Source organism: Streptomyces malaysiense (assembly GCF_000980885.2).
Classification (GTDB): domain Bacteria; phylum Actinomycetota; class Actinomycetes; order Streptomycetales; family Streptomycetaceae; genus Streptomyces; species Streptomyces malaysiense.
In genome coordinates this window covers 199,599-217,569 of the sequence record NZ_LBDA02000007.1, presented here as the reverse complement: position 1 = coordinate 217,569, position 17,971 = coordinate 199,599, and the positions used below count along the sequence as shown (strand labels likewise).

Sequence of the window (17,971 nt, the reverse complement as noted above, 5' to 3'; positions counted from 1 at the left end):
CCCGGACGGCCCCACCATCACCGCATGCCACTGAGGGTGACGTTCGTCGCCGCCGCGCGCAGCGCGCCGCTGCTCGCGGAGCGGTTCGAGGACGACCGGCCGCTGGACCAGGCCGACTGGGACGAGGTGCGGCGCGCCGCTGGCGAGCTGCTGCCGCTGGCCGCCGCCGAACTGCGCTACTGCTCCCCGACCCGGCGCAGCCGTGCCACCGGCGACGCCCTCGGCTTCGCCCCGCTGGCCCAGCTCGCGCTGCGCGACTGCGACATGGGGCGCTGGCGCGGGCTGACGCTCGGCGAGGCGATGGCCCGGGAACCGGCGGCGGTGGACGCCTGGCTCGCCGACCCCCGGGCCACCCCGCACGGCGGTGAGTCCCTGCTCGCCTTCATCTCCCGGGTCGGCGGCTGGCTCGACACCCGCCCGGCCGACGACGGCGTCCGCGTCGTCGCGGTCGCCGAGCCCGCGGTGATCCGCGCCGCCCTCGTCTACGCCCTGAAGGCCCCGCCGGCCACCTACTGGAACCTCGGCATCCGCCCGCTGTCGACCGCCACCCTCCTGGGCGGCGGGGGTCACTGGAACCTTCGCTTCGAGAGCCCGGCGGTGCGGGCGAACCGGCCCTGAACGGCACGCTTTTCGCAGGTAGTGGAACGTCACCTGGAAAACACCGGTGAACAACGTTCAGGAAAGGTCGTGTTTCCCGGCCGGACATCAAATCCATGAATTCCAGATGTTGTTCGGTGTAAAACGCATCAACTCCTCCCGGAAGCACAACCGATCGGAATGCTGTCCCGTCTAGGTTGGCGAAATCCAAGGTGAATTCACTGGGGGTCTGCCGACCGATGGACCAATCGACCGTGCCGGGCGCGGGACGCCGGGCCGCCGCGGCGCTCGCCGCCCTGGTGGCGGCCGTGGCGCTGTGCGCCGGTGATCTGCTGGCCGGCGACCGGCCCTTCGGCCCCCGCACCCGCAGCGTCAATGACCTGGGCAATCAGTACGTGCCCCTGCACGCCCACCTCTGGGACCTGCTGCACGACAGGGCGGACGGCGGACTGCTGGTCAACTGGCAGTCCGGGTACGGTGCCGGCTTCCTGCCGGACTTCGGCACCTACCTCGCCAGCCCGTTCGCGCCGCTCGTCGCGCTCTTCCCGCGCGACCGGATCGACCTCGCGGTGTACGTGATCACCGTCCTGAAGATCGCGAGCGCCGCGGCCGCCATGGCCTGGCTGCTGCTCCGGCTGCGGCCCGGCCGCTGGTGGGCGGCGGCACTGCTCGGGGTGTCGTACGCGCTGTGCGGCTGGACGCTCGCCGCGGACCACAACACGATGTGGCTCGACGGGCTGATCGCGCTGCCACTGCTCTGCCTGGCCGGCGAGTGGGCCCTCGCCGGACGGCGCCGGGTCCTCGGGGTGCTGATCGTGACGCTCGCCTGGACCGCCGACTTCTACACCGCCTACATGGCCACCCTCGGCGCCGGACTCGTGCTGCTGGTATGGCTGCTGCTCGCCGCCCCACCGCGCCGGCAGGCCCTGGCCGCCGCCGGCCGCGCCGTACTCGCCGTCGCCCTCGGCACGGGCCTCGCCGCCCCGCTGCTCGCGGTCGTCTACCGCGGCACCGAGCACGCCTACCCGGGCCGCCTCGCGCGCTTCCACCCGGTGCCGGCCGAGAACCTGCTGGCCCGGCTGTTGCCGGCGACGTACGACTTCAGCTCCCCGGCGCTCTACGTCGGCACCACCACCCTGCTCCTCGCCCTCGCCCTGCCCTTCCACCGGGCCGTCCCCGGCCGCGTCCGCGCCGGCTGGAGCGCGCTGGTGCTCGTGGTGGCCCTCTCCCTGCAATGGGCGCCCACCAGCCTGGCCTGGCACGCCTTCGCGATCCCGCAGGGCAGCTCCTACCGGCAGAGCTTCGTGCTGTGCGGGCTGCTGGTCATCGCCGCCTGGCACGCGCTGTCGTACGGCCCGCCGGGGCTGCCCGCCCTCGGGGCGGCCGCTGCCCTGTTCGCTCTGGTCGCCGTCGTCGCGAGCGGCACGGATCTGGTCCACGCGCACACCTGGCCCGTGCTGCTACTCGGCGCCGCCGGGGCCCTCACCGGGCTCGTCCTGCTGCGCCGCGCCGGGGAGCGGGGACGGCTCGCGCTCCTGGCCGCGCTCGTGCTGCTCGGCGCGCAGGCGGGGGAGAGCGCCGCCAGTGCCGCCGTGGCGAGCGGGCTGCGCCTCAAGCACCTGGACGACTACGCGCCCTGGGGCGAGCGGCAGCGGCTCCAGGCCGCCGCGATCGCCCGCGCCGACGGCTGGCCCCGCTACCGCACCGACCCCGGCCGTGAACAGACCGTCGCCAACGACCCGTTGGCGGTCGGCGGACAGGGCGCCGCCTACTACAGCAGCCTCACCTCCGACGTCCTCACCCGCACCCTCACCGCCCTGGGCGGCGGCTGGACCTCGGGCGGCCGGGGCGTGCAGAGCCTCGACAACGCCGTCACGGACGTGCTCTTCTCCGTCGGCGCCCGGGTGCACAGCCCGCCCGACCCGCACCGGACCCACCTGCCCGAGGACACCGCCGCGCCGACCGTCACCCGGCGGGACGTGCCGCCCCTGGTGACCGTGCGGTCCGACCCCGACGAGGCGGCCTTCGGCCCGTCGCCGTACCGCAACCAGGAACTGCTGCTCGGCAGCCGCGTCTACACCGTGCCCCGCGTCACCGTGCGGGGCGACGACGGAACACCCGCGCCCGGCCGCCGGGTCGGCTCCGGGAACGCGCTGACCGGGCCGACGGTCGGCGCCCGCTGCCCGGCGGGCACCCAGGTGTACCTGGCCGCCCCGCACTTCTCCGGCACCGCACGGCTCGCCCGGGGCGCGGACGGCACCGCCCGGTTCCACTACGACCGCGGACGCGCCCTCGCCGCCATGGAGCCGCTCGGCCGCGTCCCCGCCTCCGGGCGGGTACGGATCGATCTGGTCCCGGACCGGCCCGGCCGCATCCCGTCCGGCGCCGTCGGCTGCCTGGACACCGCCCGTCTGGCCACCGCCGCCGCCCGTCTCAGGGCCACCGGCGCCACCTCGGTCACCGTCTCCGACGGCACCGTGCGTGCCCGACTCCCCTCGGGGAGCAGGGGAATCGCCGTCCTCGCCGTCCCCCGCACCGCCGGCTGGCGCTGCGCCGCGGGGGACGGCCCGGCCCGCCCCGCCCGGCAGTACCACGGACTGATCGCCGTCCCCCTGGACGGCACCGGGACCAACCTCACCTGCACCTTCCACCCACCCGGCCTCCGGCTGGGCACGGCCGTCGGCCTCGCCTCGCTCGCAACGCTCCTCCTGCTCACCGCGGTGGCCGCCGTCCGCCGCCGACGCGTCCCGACACCCGCCCCGACCGCACCGCCGGCACCGCGCGAGCGCGTGACCGCCGCGCCCTGACCGAGATCCGACCGCGCCCGACCGCGCCCCTGGGGACATCCGCCATGCTGATATCGATCGTCACGCCCTGCTACGACGAGGAAGCCGTCCTGGAACGCTTCCACGAAGCCGTCCAGAAGGTCTCCGACGAACTGCTGCCGCTCGGCCACGACATGGAGTTCGTGTACGTCGACGACGGCAGCCGCGACCGTACCCTCTCCGTCCTCGAACGCCTCGCCGCCCGCGACCAGCGGGTGCGCTACGTCTCGTTCAGCCGCAACTTCGGCAAGGAGGCCGCCCTGCTGGCCGGGCTGCGGCACGCCGGCGGCGACTGTGTCGTGGTCATGGACGCCGACCTCCAGCACCCGCCCGAGCTGATCGCCCGCATGGTCCGGCTGCGCGAACAGGGCTACGACCAGGTCATCGCCCGCCGCACCCGCATCGGCGACCGCCTCACCCGCACCCTCGCCGCCCGTCTCTACTACCGTCTCGTCAACCGCCTGGTCGACGTCGAACTCATGGACGGAGTGGGGGACTTCAGGCTGCTGTCCCGCCGGGTGGTGGACGCGGTGCTCGGGCTGACCGAGTACAACCGCTTCTCCAAGGGCCTGTTCGCCTGGGTCGGCTTCCCCAGCACCACCTTCGCGTACGAGAACGCCGTGCGCGAGGCCGGCCGCAGCTCCTGGAACCTGCGAGGACTGCTCGAATACGGCCTGGACGGCGTCCTGTCCTTCAACAACCGTCCGCTGCGCGCCGCCCTCTGGCTCGGCGTCAGCCTGCTGCTGTGCGCCGGTCTCTACACCGCCTGGATCGTGATCGCCGCGCTGCTGCACGGGGTGCGGACGCCCGGATATGTCACCATCATCACCGCGGTCACGGCCCTCGCCGGTGTCCAGATGGTCATGCTGGGAGTGATCGGGGAGTACACCGGCCGCATCTACTACGAGGTGAAGGGCCGCCCGCACTTCCTGGTGAAGGCGACCAACGTGGAACGGACGAAGGACCTCATTCCTTGATAGCGCGACAGATCATCACCTTCGCCGTGGTCGGCGTGCTCAACACGGCCGTCTACTACGGCCTCTACCTGCTCTTCCTCACCTGGCTGCCCTATCTCGCGGCGCATGTTCTGGCATTCGCGCTGAGCATGGTCGGTTCCTTTTTCCTCAACGCGCGGTTCACCTACCGAATCCGTCCGACGTGGCGGAAATTCCTGCTGTTCCCGCTGACCAACGCCGCGAATTTCGTGATCACCACGGTGGGCGTGTACGTGATCGTGGACGTCCTGCGCGCCGGCAGCCGCCTCGCCCCGCTGCTCGCCTCGGCGGCGGCGATCCCGATCACCTTCGTGGTGTCCCGCTGGATCATGCTGCCGGGGGCGTCCCCGCGGGCGGCGGACTGACCGCGGGTGGACGAAGACGCGGGTCAGGACGGGGCGAGCACGCAGAACTCGTGGCCCTCCGGGTCCGTCAGACAGGTCCACGGGACGTCGCCCTGGCCGAGGTCGAGACCGGTGGCGCCGAGGGACTGCAGCCGGGCCACCTCCGCCTCCTTCTCGTCACCGGGGCGGGGGAGCAGGTCGAGGTGGACGCGGTCCGGCGCGGTCCTCCCGTCGGGCGTGCGGAGGAATTCGAGGTAGGGGCCGGTGTCCTCGGGGGAGCGGAGCACCGCGAGGCCGTCGGTCACCTCGCGCGCCGTCCAGTCCGTCGCCGCGCCCCAGAACCGGGCCATGGCGCGCGGATCCGCGCAGTCGACCACCACCGCGGCGATCGGCCCGGTGTCCCGGTAGACCTCGCGGGGCTCCAGCACGCAGAACTCATTGCCCTCCGGGTCGGCGAGGCACCGCCAGGGGACATCGCCCTGCCCCACGTCGACGGGCGTCGCGCCGAGTTCCGTCAGACGTGCGACCAGCTCCGACTGGTGGTCCGGGGAGGTGGTGGCGAGATCGAGGTGCGTACGGTTCTTCACCCCCGGCTTGGCTTCCGGGACGGGCACGACGTCGATGCCGAGGAGTACCGGGTCCGGCCAGAGGAGACCGCCGCCGGGCCCGACATAGGTGGTCACGCCCGGGTGGTACGCCCGCCACCCGAGCGCCGCGGCCCAGAACCCGCCCACGGCCCGGGGGTCGAGGGCCTTGATGTTCACCTGGACGGGTCGCAGTGCCATGCCGGCGATCCTATGCGGCCCCGTCCGACGGCGTCCGGCGTCGGACGGGGCGGCCGGCCGCCACTCCTACTCGGTCGTGTGCGTCGGGTAGACCTGGACGTCGGTGTAGGCGCCCTTGACCGCCCCCGCGCCCGCGGGCCACTTCAGGCTCACCGTGTGGGTCTCGTTCGGGGGCGTCACCAGGATGCCGGTCGGGGACGTGAGGCTCTTGCCGCTGCTGTCGATGTCGTAGGCGAGGTCGAAGACGGCCGCGTCGCCGGGCTTCAGGACGGTGACCCGCGGCTGGGCGTGGCCCCGCTCGATGGGGCTGGAGGTGTGGTCGGCGTCCTTGATGTCGACGCCCGGGAAGCCCGTCGCCGAGCAGGTGGCGGAACCCCGGTTGACCATGGTGATGTCGATCCTGCCGGAGGTCTTGTCGGGCGCGGCGTTCGTGGCGTCGATGGCCAGGTCCGCCGTCCTGCAGAACGTGATCTTGCCTCCGGTCGCCGTCCCGCCGCCGGACTTGCCGCCGGAGCCGGAGGACGACGCCGGCCGACCGGCCCCCGAGCCGCCCTGCGCCTGCGAGCCGTCGCCGGAGGGCGGGGAAGTCGAGGACGCGGCCGGGGAGGAGTCCGTGGGCGCGGAGGGGGCCGAGGACGAGGAGCCCTTGGAGGACGTGCCCTTCCCGGAGTCGTTGCCGCAGGCGGTGAGCGAGAGGGTGGCGGCGATACCGACGGCGGCGAGTGCGGTGATACGAGCGGTCTTCACGGTGTTTCCCCCAGAAACGGCGCAATGCGCGTGGTCGGAGATATTTGTATCCCGCAGCCAGCTACAGGCGGTTCTCCGCGCTGTCCGCGTTCTGTCACGGACCCGGAGCGGCCCTCGGCCCGGCCCGGAGCGGGGGCCGCTCCGGGCGCCCTCGCTCTCCCGCATACTCATTGCATAAACGTGCATTGATGCGTATAGTCATGCCATCCAGAGGAGGGTGGACATGGCGGTACGTGCGGCGGTTGCCGGGGCGAGCGGGTACGCGGGCGGAGAGGTCCTGCGGCTGCTCCTCGCGCACCCCGAGGTCGAGATCGGGGCCCTGACCGGGAACTCCAACGCCGGGCAGCGACTCGGGACGCTCCAGCCGCACCTGTGGCCGCTGGCCGGGCGGGTGCTGGCCGAGACCACGGCCGACAGTCTCGCGGGGCACGACGTGGTCTTCCTCGCGCTGCCCCACGGGCAGTCCGCCGCCGTCGCCGAACAGCTCGGCCCGGACGTGCTCGTGATCGACATGGGCGCCGACTTCCGGCTGAGGGACGCGGCCGACTGGGAGAAGTTCTACGGCTCCGCGCACGCCGGCACCTGGCCCTACGGCCTGCCCGAGCTGCCCGGTGCCCGCACCGCGCTCACCGGGACCAGGCGGATCGCCGTACCCGGCTGCTACCCCACCGCCGCGACCCTCGCCCTCCTCCCGGCCTACGCGGCACGGATCGTCGAGCCCGAGGCCGTGATCGTCGCCGCCTCCGGCACCTCCGGCGCGGGCAAGGCGCCCAAGCCGCACCTGCTGGGCAGCGAGGTCATGGGCAGCATGTCGCCGTACGGCGTCGGCGGCGGTCACCGGCACACCCCCGAGATGATGCAGAACCTCGGCGCGGTCGCGGGGCGGCCGGTCACCGTCTCCTTCACCCCGACCCTCGCCCCGATGCCCCGCGGCATCCTCGCCACGTGCAGCGCGAAGGCCGTCGCCGGAGTGAGTGCCCAGGCCGTGCGCGCCGCCTACGAGAAGGCGTACGCCGACGAGCCCTTCGTCCACCTGCTGCCCGAGGGCCAGTGGCCCGCGACGGCCGCCGTGCACGGTTCCAACGCCGTCCAGGTGCAGGTCGCGTACGACGAGGCCGCGGGCCGCGTCATCGCGATCAGCGCCATCGACAACCTGACCAAGGGCACCGCCGGCGGTGCCGTCCAGAGCATGAACCTCGCCCTGGGTCTCGCCGAGACCACCGGGCTTTCCACGATCGGAGTCGCACCGTGAGCGTCACGGCAGCCAAGGGATTCCGGGCGGCCGGTATCGCCGCCGGGATCAAGCAGAACGGCAACCCCGACCTGGCCCTCGTGGTCAACGACGGGCCCCGCCGTGCCGCCGCCGGCGTCTTCACCGCCAACCGTGTCAAGGCCGCGCCGGTCCTGTGGTCCGAGCAGGTCGTCAAGAGCGGCCAGGTCTCCGCCGTGGTCCTCAACTCCGGCGGCGCCAACGCCTGTACGGGACCCAAGGGCTTCCAGGACACCCACGCGACGGCCGAGAAGGCGGGTGAGGCCCTCGGCCGCGGCGCCATCGAGGTCGCCGTCTGCTCCACCGGCCTCATCGGCGTCCTGCTGCCGATGGACAAGCTGCTCCCCGGCATCGGCACCGCCGCCGCCCAGCTGTCCGAGCACGGCGGCGAGAAGGCCGCCATCGCCATCAAGACCACCGACACCGTGCACAAGACCTCGGTCGCCACCGGGGCCGGCTGGACGGTCGGCGGCATGGCCAAGGGCGCCGGCATGCTCGCCCCCGGCCTCGCCACCATGCTGGTCGTCATCACCACCGACGCGGACGTGGACGACGCCACCCTGGACAAGGCCCTGCGTGCCGCCACCAGGGTCACCTTCGACCGCGTCGACTCCGACGGCTGCATGTCCACCAACGACACCGTGCTGCTGCTCTCCTCCGGCGCCTCCGGCGTCACCCCTGGGTACGACGCCTTCGCCGAGGCCGTACGGCAGGTCTGCGACGACCTCGGCCGTCAGCTCATCGGCGACGCCGAGGGCGCCAGCAAGGACATCAGGGTCGAGGTCGTGGGCGCGGCCAGCGAGGCGGACGCCGTCGAGGTCGGCCGCTCCATCGCCCGCAACAACCTCCTCAAGTGCGCCATCCACGGCGAGGACCCCAACTGGGGCCGTGTCCTGTCCGCGATCGGCACCACGGGCGCCGCCTTCGAGCCGGACCAGCTCAACGTCGCCATCAACGGTGTCTGGGTGTGCAGGAACGGCTCCGTCGGCGAGGACCGCGACCTGGTCGACATGCGTTACCGCGAGGTCCACATCGTGGCCGACCTCGCCGCGGGCACCGAGACCGCGACGATCTGGACCAACGACCTGACCGCCGACTACGTCCACGAGAACAGCGCCTACTCCTCATGACCACGACCCGTAAGCACACGGCCCTGCCCAAGGCGCAGACCCTCATCGAGGCGCTGCCCTGGCTGACCCGGCACCACGGAAAGATCGTCGTCATCAAGTTCGGCGGCAACGCCATGGTGGACGAGGAACTGAAGGCCGCCTTCGCCCAGGACGTCGTCTTCCTGCGGCACGCCGGACTCAGGCCGGTCGTGGTGCACGGCGGCGGCCCCCAGATCAGCGCCGCCCTCGACCGGCACGGCATCGTGAGCGAGTTCAAGGCGGGCCTGCGGGTCACCACCGCGGACGCCATGGACGTCGTACGGATGGTGCTCGCCGGACAGGTGCAGCGCGAGCTGGTCGGCCTGCTCAACCAGCACGGCCCGCTCGCCGTCGGTCTCACCGGCGAGGACGCGCACACCATCACCGCCACCAAGCACCTGCCCCGGATCGACGGGGAGCCGGTCGACATCGGGCGGGTCGGCGAGATCACCGCGATCGACACCGGCGCCATCGAGGCCCTGCTCGCCGACGGCCGCATCCCGGTCGTCTCCTCCATCGCCCGCAGTCAGGACGACGGTCATGTCTACAACGTCAATGCTGATACGGCGGCTGCGGCACTCGCTGCGGCCCTTGGCGCCGAAACTCTCATGGTCCTCACCGATGTCGAGGGCCTCTACGAGGACTGGCCGCACTCCGACGAGGTGATCAGCCGCCTCACCGCGACCCAACTGGAGAAGCTGCTCCCGGAGTTGAGCTCCGGCATGGTGCCCAAGATGCAGGGCTGCCTGCACGCGGTGCGCGGCGGCGTGCACACCGCCCGCGTCATCGACGGCCGGGTGCAGCACTCCATCCTGCTGGAGATCTTCACCGACGAGGGCATCGGCACCATGGTCGTGCCCGACGAGCCCGAAGGGGACGCACAGTGACGGGGCACCAGAGCGGCAACCAGGACCTGGCCCAGCGCTGGCAGGGCGCGCTCATGAACAACTACGGCACCCCCCGCCTGCCGTTGGTGCGCGGCGCGGGCGCCACCGTGTGGGACGCCGAGGGCCGCGCGTACACCGACTTCGTCGGCGGCATCGCCACCAACGCGCTCGGCCACGCCCACCCGGCGGTCGTGGACGCCGTCAGCAGGCAGATCGCCTCCCTGGGCCATGTCTCCAACCTGTTCATGGCCGAGCCGCCCGTCGCGCTCGCCGAACGGCTGCTCCAGCTCTTCGGCCGCGAGGGCCGGGTGTTCTTCTGCAACTCCGGCGCCGAGGCCAACGAGGCCGCCTTCAAGATCGGGCGGCTCACCGGGCGCACCCATGTCGTCGCCACCGAGGGCGGATTCCACGGCCGTACGATGGGCGCCCTCGCGCTCACCGGGCAGCCCGCCAAGCAGGACCCCTTCCGGCCGCTGCCCGGCGATGTCACCCACGTCCCCTACGGCGACGCCCAGGCCCTGGCCGCGGCCGTCACCGAGCAGACCGCCCTGGTGATCGTCGAGCCGATCCAGGGCGAGAACGGCGTCGTCGTGCCCCCGGCCGGCTATCTCAAGGCCGCTCGTGCCATCACCGCCGCCACCGGCGCACTGCTGGTCCTGGACGAGGTGCAGACCGGCGTCGGCCGCACCGGCACCTGGTTCGCCTACCAGGCCCATGAGGGCGTGCTGCCCGACGTGGTCACCCTCGCCAAGCAACTCGGCGGCGGACTGCCGCTCGGCGCCACCGTCGCCTTCGGCCGCGCCGCCGAACTGCTCCGGCCCGGCCAGCACGGTACGACCTTCGGTGGCAACCCGGTCGCCTGCGCCGCGGGCCTCGCCGTCATCGGCGCCATCGAGGACGAGGGACTGCTGGAGAACGTGAAGCGGCAGGGCGAGCGGCTGCGCGCGGGCATCGAGGCCCTGGGCCACCCGCTGGTCGACCATGTCCGGGGCGCGGGCCTGCTCCTGGGTATCGTGCTCACCGGGCCGCGCGCGCACCAGGTGCAGCAGGCGGCCCAGGAGGCCGGGTTCCTGGTGAACGCCCCCGCCCCCGACGTCGTACGGCTCATGCCCCCGCTGAACCTGCGCGACGACGAGGCGGGCGCCTTGCTCCAGGCGCTGCCCGGCATCCTCGACGCCAGCGGGGACGGACGATCCGGAGAATGAGACGACGATGAGCCAGGCGCAGGAGCAGGAGCAGCAGACAGGTGCCGGGCCCGCCGTGCCGCAGACGCGCACCGCGCGGCACCGCCGGATCGTGGACATCCTCAACCGGGAGCCGGTGCGCTCGCAGAGCCAGCTGGCCAAGCTGCTCGCCGACGACGGGCTCACCGTCACCCAGGCGACGCTGAGCCGGGACCTCGACGAGCTGAACGCGGTCAAGATCCGCAACAACGACGGCGACCTCATCTACGCCGTGCCCAGCGAGGGCGGCTTCCGCACCCCGCGCGCCCCGCTCGGCGAGTCCGCCAAGGAGGAGCGGATGCGGCGCCTGTCCCAGGAGCTGCTGATCTCCGCGGAGGCCTCGGCCAACCTGGTCGTGCTGCGCACCCCGCCCGGGGCCGCCCAGTTCCTCGCCTCGGCCATCGACCAGGCCGAACTCCACGACATCCTCGGCACCATCGCGGGCGACGACACGCTGCTGCTGATCAGCCGCGAGCCGACCGGTGGCCAGGCCCTCGCGGACCATCTGCTCAAGCTCGCGCAGAACGGCCACTGAGCCGCGCGCCGACCGGCATGCGGGTCGCCGCCCCGCGGCGGACAATGGGCAGGTCATCCTCCGCGACGGCGGACCGGGGGCGCCCGGGACGGCAGCGCCCCGGCGGCCAATCCCCCGGGGGCCGTCGGCCGTATAAAGAGGTGTGTCGGGTTTGCGGTTCCCAGTGGGGCGCCTCCCGGACGAGGCTCTGCTGTCCGGGCTGGCCACCGGAGACCAGGAGCTGGCCGTCGTCTTCGTACGACGTTTCCAGCACCGGGTCTTCGGTGTCGCCATGGCCGTCACCCGGGACCGTCAGCTCGCCGAGGACGTCGCCCAGCAGACGTTCGAACGCGCGTGGCGGCACGCGCAGATCTACGACTCGCGCCGTGGATCGGTCACCACCTGGCTGACCACCATCGCGCACAACCTGGCCATCGACGCCGTACGCGCCCGGCGCACCGAGCCGGTGGCCCCCGAGGACCTCGACGCCCTCCTCGGCACCGTCACCGAGACCCCCGAGCGCTGGGCGCTGGCCGACGAGGCCTCCGCCCGGCTGCGGGCCGCCGTCTCCCGGCTGCCCCGCGAACAGGCACGGGCCCTGATGATGGCCGGCATCTACGGAATGACCGCCCAGCAGGTCGCCGACGCGGAACAGATCCCGCTGGGCACCGCCAAGACCCGCATCAGAGCGGCGATGGGCAAACTGCGCACCACACTGTCGGCTCCGGATCGAGGCGGTCATGTCCAGTGACGCGAACTGCGAGAAGCTGCGCGATATCGGCGCCGAGCTGGCGCTGGACGTGCTGCCCGGACGCGAGCGCGCGGACGCGATCGCCCATCTGGACAGCTGCGCGGACTGCCGGGAGTTCGTCCGCCAGCTCACTCTGGTCGGCGACCGGCTGATCGGCCTGCTGCCCTGCCAGGAGCCCCCGCTGGGCTTCGAGAGCCGGGTGGCCCGCAGCCTCGCCCAGCAGGCGGCCGCGGACGGGCGCACCGCCACCCGCGCCCCGGCGTTCCCCGTCCTGCGCGGGCGCGCGCGCCGGGCCCGCATCCGGCTCGGGGCGGCCGCGGCCGGCCTCGCGGTGGTCGCCGGGTTCGCCGGCTGGGGCATCGGCACCGCCGTGCAGACGGTCACCGCCGCGCCCCCGCGCACCATGGAGTCCGAGCCCATGCTGGTCGGCGACATGACCGCGGACTCGACCGCCGGGTCGCCCATCGGTGAGGTCTACGCCCACCCCGGCAGCCCCGGCTGGATCTTCGTGACCGTCGACCTCGCCGGGCACGGCAGCGCGTACAGCGGCCGGGTCAGCTGCGTGCTGGAGCGTTCCGACGGTACGACCGTGCGCGTGGGCGACTTCACCGTACGCAACGGGCAGGGCCACTGGGGAGCCCAGACGCCCGTAGACGCGAACTCGATCTCCGGTGCCAGGCTGACCTCCGCCGACGGCACGGTCCTCGCCCGCGCCCACCTGCAGACCGGGCACGTGCTGACCCGGGACACGCATGCGCCGTCCCAGCAGACATGAGGACGGCCACGCGGGCGGCGACGGTCACGACAGCACGGTGCCCGTGTTCAGCCGGTGCAGCCGGGCGTACGTCCCGTCGCGCACCAGCAGATCGCCGTGCGCGCCGTCCTCCACGACCCGGCCCCGGTCGAGCACCACGATCCGGGTGGCGTCGCGCACGGTGAGCAGGTTGTGCGAGATGACGATGGTGGTCCGCCCGGCCATCAGCCGGCGCAGCGGCTCCATGATCCGCCGGCCGGCGCCCGCGTCGAGCCCGGTGGTCGGCTCGTCGAGCAGCAGCACGGGCGCGTCCCTGATCATCGCGCGGGCGATCGCGAGACGCTGGCACTGGCCGCCGGACAGGGTCCGGCCGTGCTGGCCGACGACGGTGTCGTAGCCGTCCGGGAGCCGCTCGACGAACTCGTGCGCGTCCGCCGCGCGCGCCGCCGCGACGATCTCCGCCTCGGACGCCTCCGGGCGGCCGTAGGCGATGTTCTCCCGCACCGTGCCGTGGAAGACCAGGGTCTCCTGGAGCACCACCGCGACGCTCTCGCGCACATCGGCGAGGCGCAGTTCGCGCAGATCGGTGCCGTCGAGCCGGACCGCGCCCCGGTCGGGGTCGTAGAACCGCAGCTGGAGCCTGGCGGCGGTGGACTTGCCCGCGCCGCTCGCCCCGACCAGCGCCAGCGTCTCGCCCGGCGCCACCTGGAACGACACGTCCGCGAGGGCCCAGGGGGTGGTGCCGGGGTAGCGGAACCAGACGCGGTCGAACTCCACCGCCCCGCGCGCCCGGCCGAGGGGGCGGGCGCCGGCGCGCTCGGTGACCTGCGGCCGCTGGTCCAGCAGTTCGATGATCCGCTCGGCCGAGGCGGCGGCGGAGTAGAAGGTGGTGCCGAGCCCGGACAGACCGTGCACGGGGCTGTACATCTTGCCGATCAGGGCGAGGAAGACCAGCAGCCCGCCCAGCGTCAGCTGGCCCTGGGAGAGCTTCCAGGTGCCGAGGCCCAGCACCGCGAGTCCGCCCGCCACCTCGATGATCTCCACGAGGGGTGCGTACAGGGACCGGATCCGCGTCGAGGCCATCACCGCCCGGAACCGGCCCACGCTCTCCCGCTCGAACCGGCGCGCCTCCCAGCCCTGCCGGTTGTAGGCCTGCACGAGCGCGACATTGCCGAGCACCTCCTCGGCGATCGCGCTGAGCGAGCCGGTGCGCCGTCTGCGCTCCCGGGAGGCGTCCTTGATCAGCCGCGAGAAGTGCCGGGCGGCGCCCCAGAACAGCGGCACGATGACCAGTGCGAGCAGGGTCAGGTCCCAGCTCAGGTAGAACAGCAGGCCGACGAACACGGCCAGTTGGAGCACGTAGTACAGGGCGTCCGCCACGCCGGACAGCAGGAAGGTCTCGACCGCGTCCACGTCCCCTGTGACGCGGGAGAGCACGTCGCCGAGCCGGCGGCGTTCGAAGAAGCCGAGGGACAGGCCCTGCAGATGCCGGAAGACGTCGCCGCGCAGGGAGAGCAGGAAGCGTTCGCCGACCCAGGTGGACATCATCTCGTCGGCGAAGCCGAGGACGCCGGAGCACAGCATCAGCCCCAGGTAGGCCGGGGCGAGCCACAGAAAGGGGCGCAGGTCCCGGGGAACCAGCACCTGGTCCACGACGCCCTTGAACAGCCACAGCTCCGCGGCGTCGATGACCGGTCCGGTCAGGCTGAGCAGCAGCAGCGGGGCGAGCCAGCGCCGGTTGCCGCGGGTGTAGGGCCAGAACCGGCGGAAGACCGCGCGCGGGGAGACCACGGGCGCGGCCGCGACGATGTCGCCGGATGCCTCGGGGGTGCCGGAGGAGGGACCGTCCGGGTCTCCCCAGGACAGCAGACGCCGCAGGACTTGCGCCATGGGATGCGTTCCTCGCGCAGCGGCCGGGCGGACCGGGTCCTCCGGGCCCCGGTCCGCTCAGCCTGTGGGAGTCGGTCAGTAGCCGCCGTGGCCGCCGCGGCCGCCGCGGCCGTGGCCACCGCGTCCGCCGTCGCGACCGTGGCGGTCACCGTGACGGTTCCCGTGGTCGTGACGGTCGAAGGCCTCGAAGCGGTCGTTGTCGTGGCCGCGGCCGTGACCACGACCGTCGCCGCAGCCACCCTTGGGCAGCAGACTGCTGAAGATAGCCATAGCGTTCCTCCTGGAAAATTCGCTGCACCCTGGGTACGTCCGAGGACCGGACTCGGATGGCTTCTCAGCGAGAAAATTTCCCTTTCAACCCATTTTTCACGCTATGTACGCCGCCAGTCCCTCGGTGTGGAGCACCTCGCCGTCCGCCGTGAGCAGCAGTCCCTCGGTGCCGGGCAGCGACTCCAGCCATTTCAGCCCCGCCGCCGCCCCCCGGGCGAACGCGGCCGTGGCCCAGCAGTCCGCCCAGGTCAGTCGGGGTGCCACCACGGTCACCGCCACCAGGTCCGTGACCGCGGGCCGCCCCGTGTGCGGGTCGACGACATGGGCGCCCCGCTCGGCCGTGCCCGATGTGGCCACGGCCAGGTCCTCCGCCCCCGCCGCCGACACCACCGCGGTGAGCCCGCCCGGCCGCAGGGGATCCGCGATCCCCACCCGCCAGGGCCGCCCCGGCTCCGGCACGCCCAGCGACTGCACGTCACCGCCGCCGCCGACGCTGACCCCGGTCACCCCCGCCACCGCGGCCAGCCGCCGGGCCGCCCGCTCCACCGACCACCCCTTGACGATCCCGGTGGGATCCGGCACCCCCCGGTAGCGCGCGCTGAACCATCCCTCGCTCACCCGCTCCGCCTCGGCCGCCAGCGCCAGCACCCGCGCGACCTCCGGCGGGCACTGCTCCACGGTCAGCTCACCCCGGGCCAGCCGGGAGACCTCGCTGTCCGCGCGATAGGTGCTGAACACCGCGTCCACCTCGTGCAGCCGAGCCACCGCCTCCCGGAGTGCCGCCCGCACCGCCCCGCTCTCCCCGCCCCGCACGTCGAAGGAGAAGACGGTCCCCATGACCTCCTCCGCGTGCCGCACGCCCTCACCCATGGACCTGGTCCAGGGCGGACTGGAGGGACTGCCGGTAGCCGGTGCTGGTGTACGTCGCGCCCGAGACCATGTCGATCTGCGCGCTCTGCGCGGCCAGCGCCTCGCGCCGCAGCTGGGGCAGCGCGTAGCTGTTGATCTCCTGGTCGCGCGGGTTCTCCGTGGGGTACTGGAGAGCCGTCACCTCGGTGAGCCTGCCGCCCTTGACGGTCACCCGTACCTGCACCGGGCCCCAGCGGGTCTGCACGGTCTCGCCGGTGGCGGTCTTCGCCGCACCGCCGGTCGCCGGGGCACCGCCGGGCGCCGAGGAGTCCCCCGGTGCCGGGGAGGCGCCGGACGAGGCGGGCGCGCTCGCGCCGCCCCGGGGTGCCTGTGCCGAAGCGCCCAGGGCGAGGCTCGGGCTGGTGTGCGGCTTCAGGGACAGCAGCAGCACCACGGCGGAGACCGTCGTGGCGCTCGCCAGCACCACGCGGCGCAGCGGGCGGTTCTTCCTCAGTGCGTGCATGACCTCTGCCTCACAGCTCGAACGACTCGTGGTGGATGCGGCGGTCCGGCGAACCCGCCGCGCGCAGGGCCTCGTACACGTCCTGGGCGAACCCGTGGGGCCCGCAGATGTAGACGTCACGGGCCGGCAGATCGGGGAAGCGCGCCCGCAGCGACTCCGCGGTGATCCGGGGCCGCTCGCCGTGCGGACCGTTCAGCGCGTACAGCACCGTGGCGCCGCGCCACCGCGCTATCTCCTCCAGTTCGCCGCCCAGCGCCAGGTCCTGCGCCGAGCGCGCCCGGTACAGCAGCGTGACCTCGCCGGGCAGCGTCTCGAACAGGGCCCGCAGCGGGGTGATGCCGACGCCGGCCGCGATCAGCAGGGACCGCCCGCCGGTGGCCCGGTCGGCGGTCAGGGCGCCGTAGGGGCCCTCCACCCACACCCGGGTGCCGGGCCGGAGCGTGGAAATCGCCGTGCTGTGGTCGCCCAGGGCCTTCACCGTGATCCGCAGCAGGTCCGGGCGCGGCGGCGCCGACAGGGAGTACGGCGTGGACGTCCAGGCCATGCCCTGGGCGAGGAACCGCCACCGGAAGAACTGCCCCGGCCGCGCCCCCAGCAGGTCGAGGTCCCGCCCGCGCACCACGACCGAGAACACCCCCGGCGCCTCCTGGTGCACCGACTCCACCCGCAGCCGGTGGCGCCGGTTGAGCCGGATCGGCGCGAGGAAGCGGTACCGGACCACGAGCGCCGCGACCCCGAGGTACAGCACGTACCAGGCGGCGTTGGCCACCGGCCGGCCGTTGAACTGTTCGCCCAGCGACACCTGGTGGAAGAAGGCCAGGAACACGGCCGCGTACGTGAGCAGGTGGACGTAGTACCAGAACTCGTGCCGGATGCGCCGCCGGGCCGCCCGCGCCGAGGTGACGCCGACCGCGAACAGGATCAGCGTGCCCGCGGTGGCCTTCAGCATGTCCGGGTAGTCCAGCACCACGGTGACCGTCTCGTGCCACAGCGACGCCCGGTCCTGCGCGGCGTAGCCGGCCAGGATCAGCGCGATGTGCCCCACCAGCAGGCACACCGTGTACCGCCCGGCCATCGCGTGCCAGCGGGCCACCCGGTCCGAGCCCACCCGGTTCTCCAGTGCCGGCACCCGCGCCATCAGGCCGACCAGCACCGCGCAGGCGTATCCGCACAGCAGCCCGGCGAGCCGTCCCGCGCCGGTCAGCCAGCCCGCCGCGCCGACCACGGAGGCGGTGTCCGCCCACCACAGCGCGACCGTGGCCGCCGCCCCCGCCCACAGCACCGCCAGCAGCGGCCCCGCGGGGGAGCGCCGCGCGGTCGTCCGCCGCCGGGTAGGCGCCGCCCGTCCCATGTCCACCGCTGTCATCAGTGCCGTTCCCTTCGTCGGCCGACCGGGTCGCCGCCCGGCGGAGCCACTGTGCGGGACCCAGCTCTGAGGCACCTCTGAGAAGGGGCCCGCGGCCGGTTCTCTGAGGGCTTTCTCACAGAGGTCTCAGAGAGTTCTCACAAACCGCCCTGACCAGGCAGTACGGCACCCGGCCGAGCGCACTCAGAGGAAACTCAGAGCCGCCGCGGCGACCAGCCGCCGCGCCCACCCGC

At 73.2% G+C, this 17,971-nt stretch carries 18 protein-coding genes; 11 read left to right on the top strand and 7 right to left on the bottom strand.

Translation table 11 applies throughout. The features are described from left to right. The first annotated feature begins 24 nt into the window (after nucleotides 1-24). The 4 genes from VT52_RS04685 (at nucleotide 25) to VT52_RS04670 (ending at nucleotide 4,782) form a co-directional block, all read left to right on the top strand. Nucleotides 25-618, top strand: a complete 594-nt coding sequence (locus VT52_RS04685; protein ID WP_046423572.1) for a histidine phosphatase family protein — start codon at nucleotides 25-27, stop codon at nucleotides 616-618. Between the two features lie 218 nt (nucleotides 619-836). After that, entirely contained in the window at nucleotides 837-3,404 is a 2,568-nt protein-coding gene (locus VT52_RS04680; protein WP_046423570.1) for a YfhO family protein, read from the top strand. Nucleotides 3,405-3,448: 44 nt separating this feature from the next. Beyond that, nucleotides 3,449-4,399 (top strand): glycosyltransferase family 2 protein, encoded by a 951-nt coding sequence (locus tag VT52_RS04675; RefSeq protein WP_046423568.1) that lies wholly within the window; start codon nucleotides 3,449-3,451, stop codon nucleotides 4,397-4,399. Beyond that, on the top strand, nucleotides 4,396-4,782 hold the full coding sequence (locus tag VT52_RS04670; protein WP_046423566.1) for a GtrA family protein: 387 nt from the start codon (nucleotides 4,396-4,398) through the stop codon (nucleotides 4,780-4,782). Before VT52_RS04675 ends, VT52_RS04670 begins: the two co-directional genes overlap by 4 nt. A gap of 23 nt (nucleotides 4,783-4,805) precedes the next feature. Here VT52_RS04670 and VT52_RS04665 read toward each other — a convergent pair whose 3' ends face one another. After that, a complete protein-coding gene (locus VT52_RS04665; RefSeq protein WP_046423564.1) occupies nucleotides 4,806-5,546 on the bottom strand; it encodes a VOC family protein in 741 nt (246 codons plus the stop codon). Between the two features lie 66 nt (nucleotides 5,547-5,612). After that, entirely contained in the window at nucleotides 5,613-6,293 is a 681-nt protein-coding gene (locus tag VT52_RS04660; protein WP_046423562.1) for a DUF4232 domain-containing protein, read from the bottom strand. Between the two features lie 223 nt (nucleotides 6,294-6,516). Between VT52_RS04660 and argC the strand changes: the two genes are divergently transcribed. The 7 genes from argC to VT52_RS04625 all read left to right on the top strand — a co-directional run bounded on the left by argC (nucleotide 6,517) and on the right by VT52_RS04625 (nucleotide 12,861). After that, nucleotides 6,517-7,545 (top strand): N-acetyl-gamma-glutamyl-phosphate reductase, encoded by a 1,029-nt coding sequence (gene argC, locus VT52_RS04655; protein ID WP_046423560.1) that lies wholly within the window; start codon nucleotides 6,517-6,519, stop codon nucleotides 7,543-7,545. Further along, nucleotides 7,542-8,693 carry a bifunctional glutamate N-acetyltransferase/amino-acid acetyltransferase ArgJ gene (argJ, locus tag VT52_RS04650; protein ID WP_046423559.1) on the top strand — a complete coding sequence of 384 codons (1,152 nt, stop codon included), beginning with the start codon at nucleotides 7,542-7,544 and terminating at the stop codon, nucleotides 8,691-8,693. Before argC ends, argJ begins: the two co-directional genes overlap by 4 nt. Next, nucleotides 8,690-9,598 carry an acetylglutamate kinase gene (argB, locus tag VT52_RS04645; protein WP_046423558.1) on the top strand — a complete coding sequence of 303 codons (909 nt, stop codon included), beginning with the start codon at nucleotides 8,690-8,692 and terminating at the stop codon, nucleotides 9,596-9,598. The genes argJ and argB overlap by 4 nt, the downstream gene beginning before the upstream one ends. Next, nucleotides 9,595-10,803 carry an acetylornithine transaminase gene (locus VT52_RS04640; RefSeq protein ID WP_079174827.1) on the top strand — a complete coding sequence of 403 codons (1,209 nt, stop codon included), beginning with the start codon at nucleotides 9,595-9,597 and terminating at the stop codon, nucleotides 10,801-10,803. Before argB ends, VT52_RS04640 begins: the two co-directional genes overlap by 4 nt. A gap of 7 nt (nucleotides 10,804-10,810) precedes the next feature. After that, a complete protein-coding gene (locus VT52_RS04635; protein WP_046423557.1) occupies nucleotides 10,811-11,356 on the top strand; it encodes an arginine repressor in 546 nt (181 codons plus the stop codon). 142 nt (nucleotides 11,357-11,498) lie between these two features. After that, nucleotides 11,499-12,086, top strand: a complete 588-nt coding sequence (locus VT52_RS04630; protein WP_046423556.1) for an RNA polymerase sigma factor — start codon at nucleotides 11,499-11,501, stop codon at nucleotides 12,084-12,086. Continuing rightward, nucleotides 12,076-12,861, top strand: a complete 786-nt coding sequence (locus VT52_RS04625; RefSeq protein ID WP_046423555.1) for a zf-HC2 domain-containing protein — start codon at nucleotides 12,076-12,078, stop codon at nucleotides 12,859-12,861. Before VT52_RS04630 ends, VT52_RS04625 begins: the two co-directional genes overlap by 11 nt. Nucleotides 12,862-12,885: 24 nt before the next feature. On the opposite strand, the gene VT52_RS04620 is transcribed toward VT52_RS04625, so the two are convergent. From VT52_RS04620 to VT52_RS04600, 5 genes are all read right to left on the bottom strand, one after another. Continuing rightward, the gene (locus VT52_RS04620; protein WP_046423554.1) at nucleotides 12,886-14,730 is read right to left on the bottom strand and encodes an ABC transporter ATP-binding protein; all 1,845 of its coding nucleotides are present in this window, start codon (nucleotides 14,728-14,730) and stop codon (nucleotides 12,886-12,888) included. A 75-nt stretch (nucleotides 14,731-14,805) separates the two neighbouring features. Further along, nucleotides 14,806-15,000: a hypothetical protein gene (locus tag VT52_RS04615; protein ID WP_046423552.1), complete on the bottom strand. Its 195-nt coding sequence runs from the start codon at nucleotides 14,998-15,000 to the stop codon at nucleotides 14,806-14,808. A gap of 96 nt (nucleotides 15,001-15,096) precedes the next feature. Then, nucleotides 15,097-15,837 carry an FAD:protein FMN transferase gene (locus tag VT52_RS04610; protein WP_079174832.1) on the bottom strand — a complete coding sequence of 247 codons (741 nt, stop codon included), beginning with the start codon at nucleotides 15,835-15,837 and terminating at the stop codon, nucleotides 15,097-15,099. Between the two features lie 25 nt (nucleotides 15,838-15,862). Continuing rightward, nucleotides 15,863-16,372: an FMN-binding protein gene (locus VT52_RS04605; protein WP_046423548.1), complete on the bottom strand. Its 510-nt coding sequence runs from the start codon at nucleotides 16,370-16,372 to the stop codon at nucleotides 15,863-15,865. A gap of 10 nt (nucleotides 16,373-16,382) precedes the next feature. After that, nucleotides 16,383-17,738 carry a ferredoxin reductase family protein gene (locus VT52_RS04600; RefSeq protein WP_046423546.1) on the bottom strand — a complete coding sequence of 452 codons (1,356 nt, stop codon included), beginning with the start codon at nucleotides 17,736-17,738 and terminating at the stop codon, nucleotides 16,383-16,385. Nucleotides 17,739-17,971: the final 233 nt, after the last annotated feature.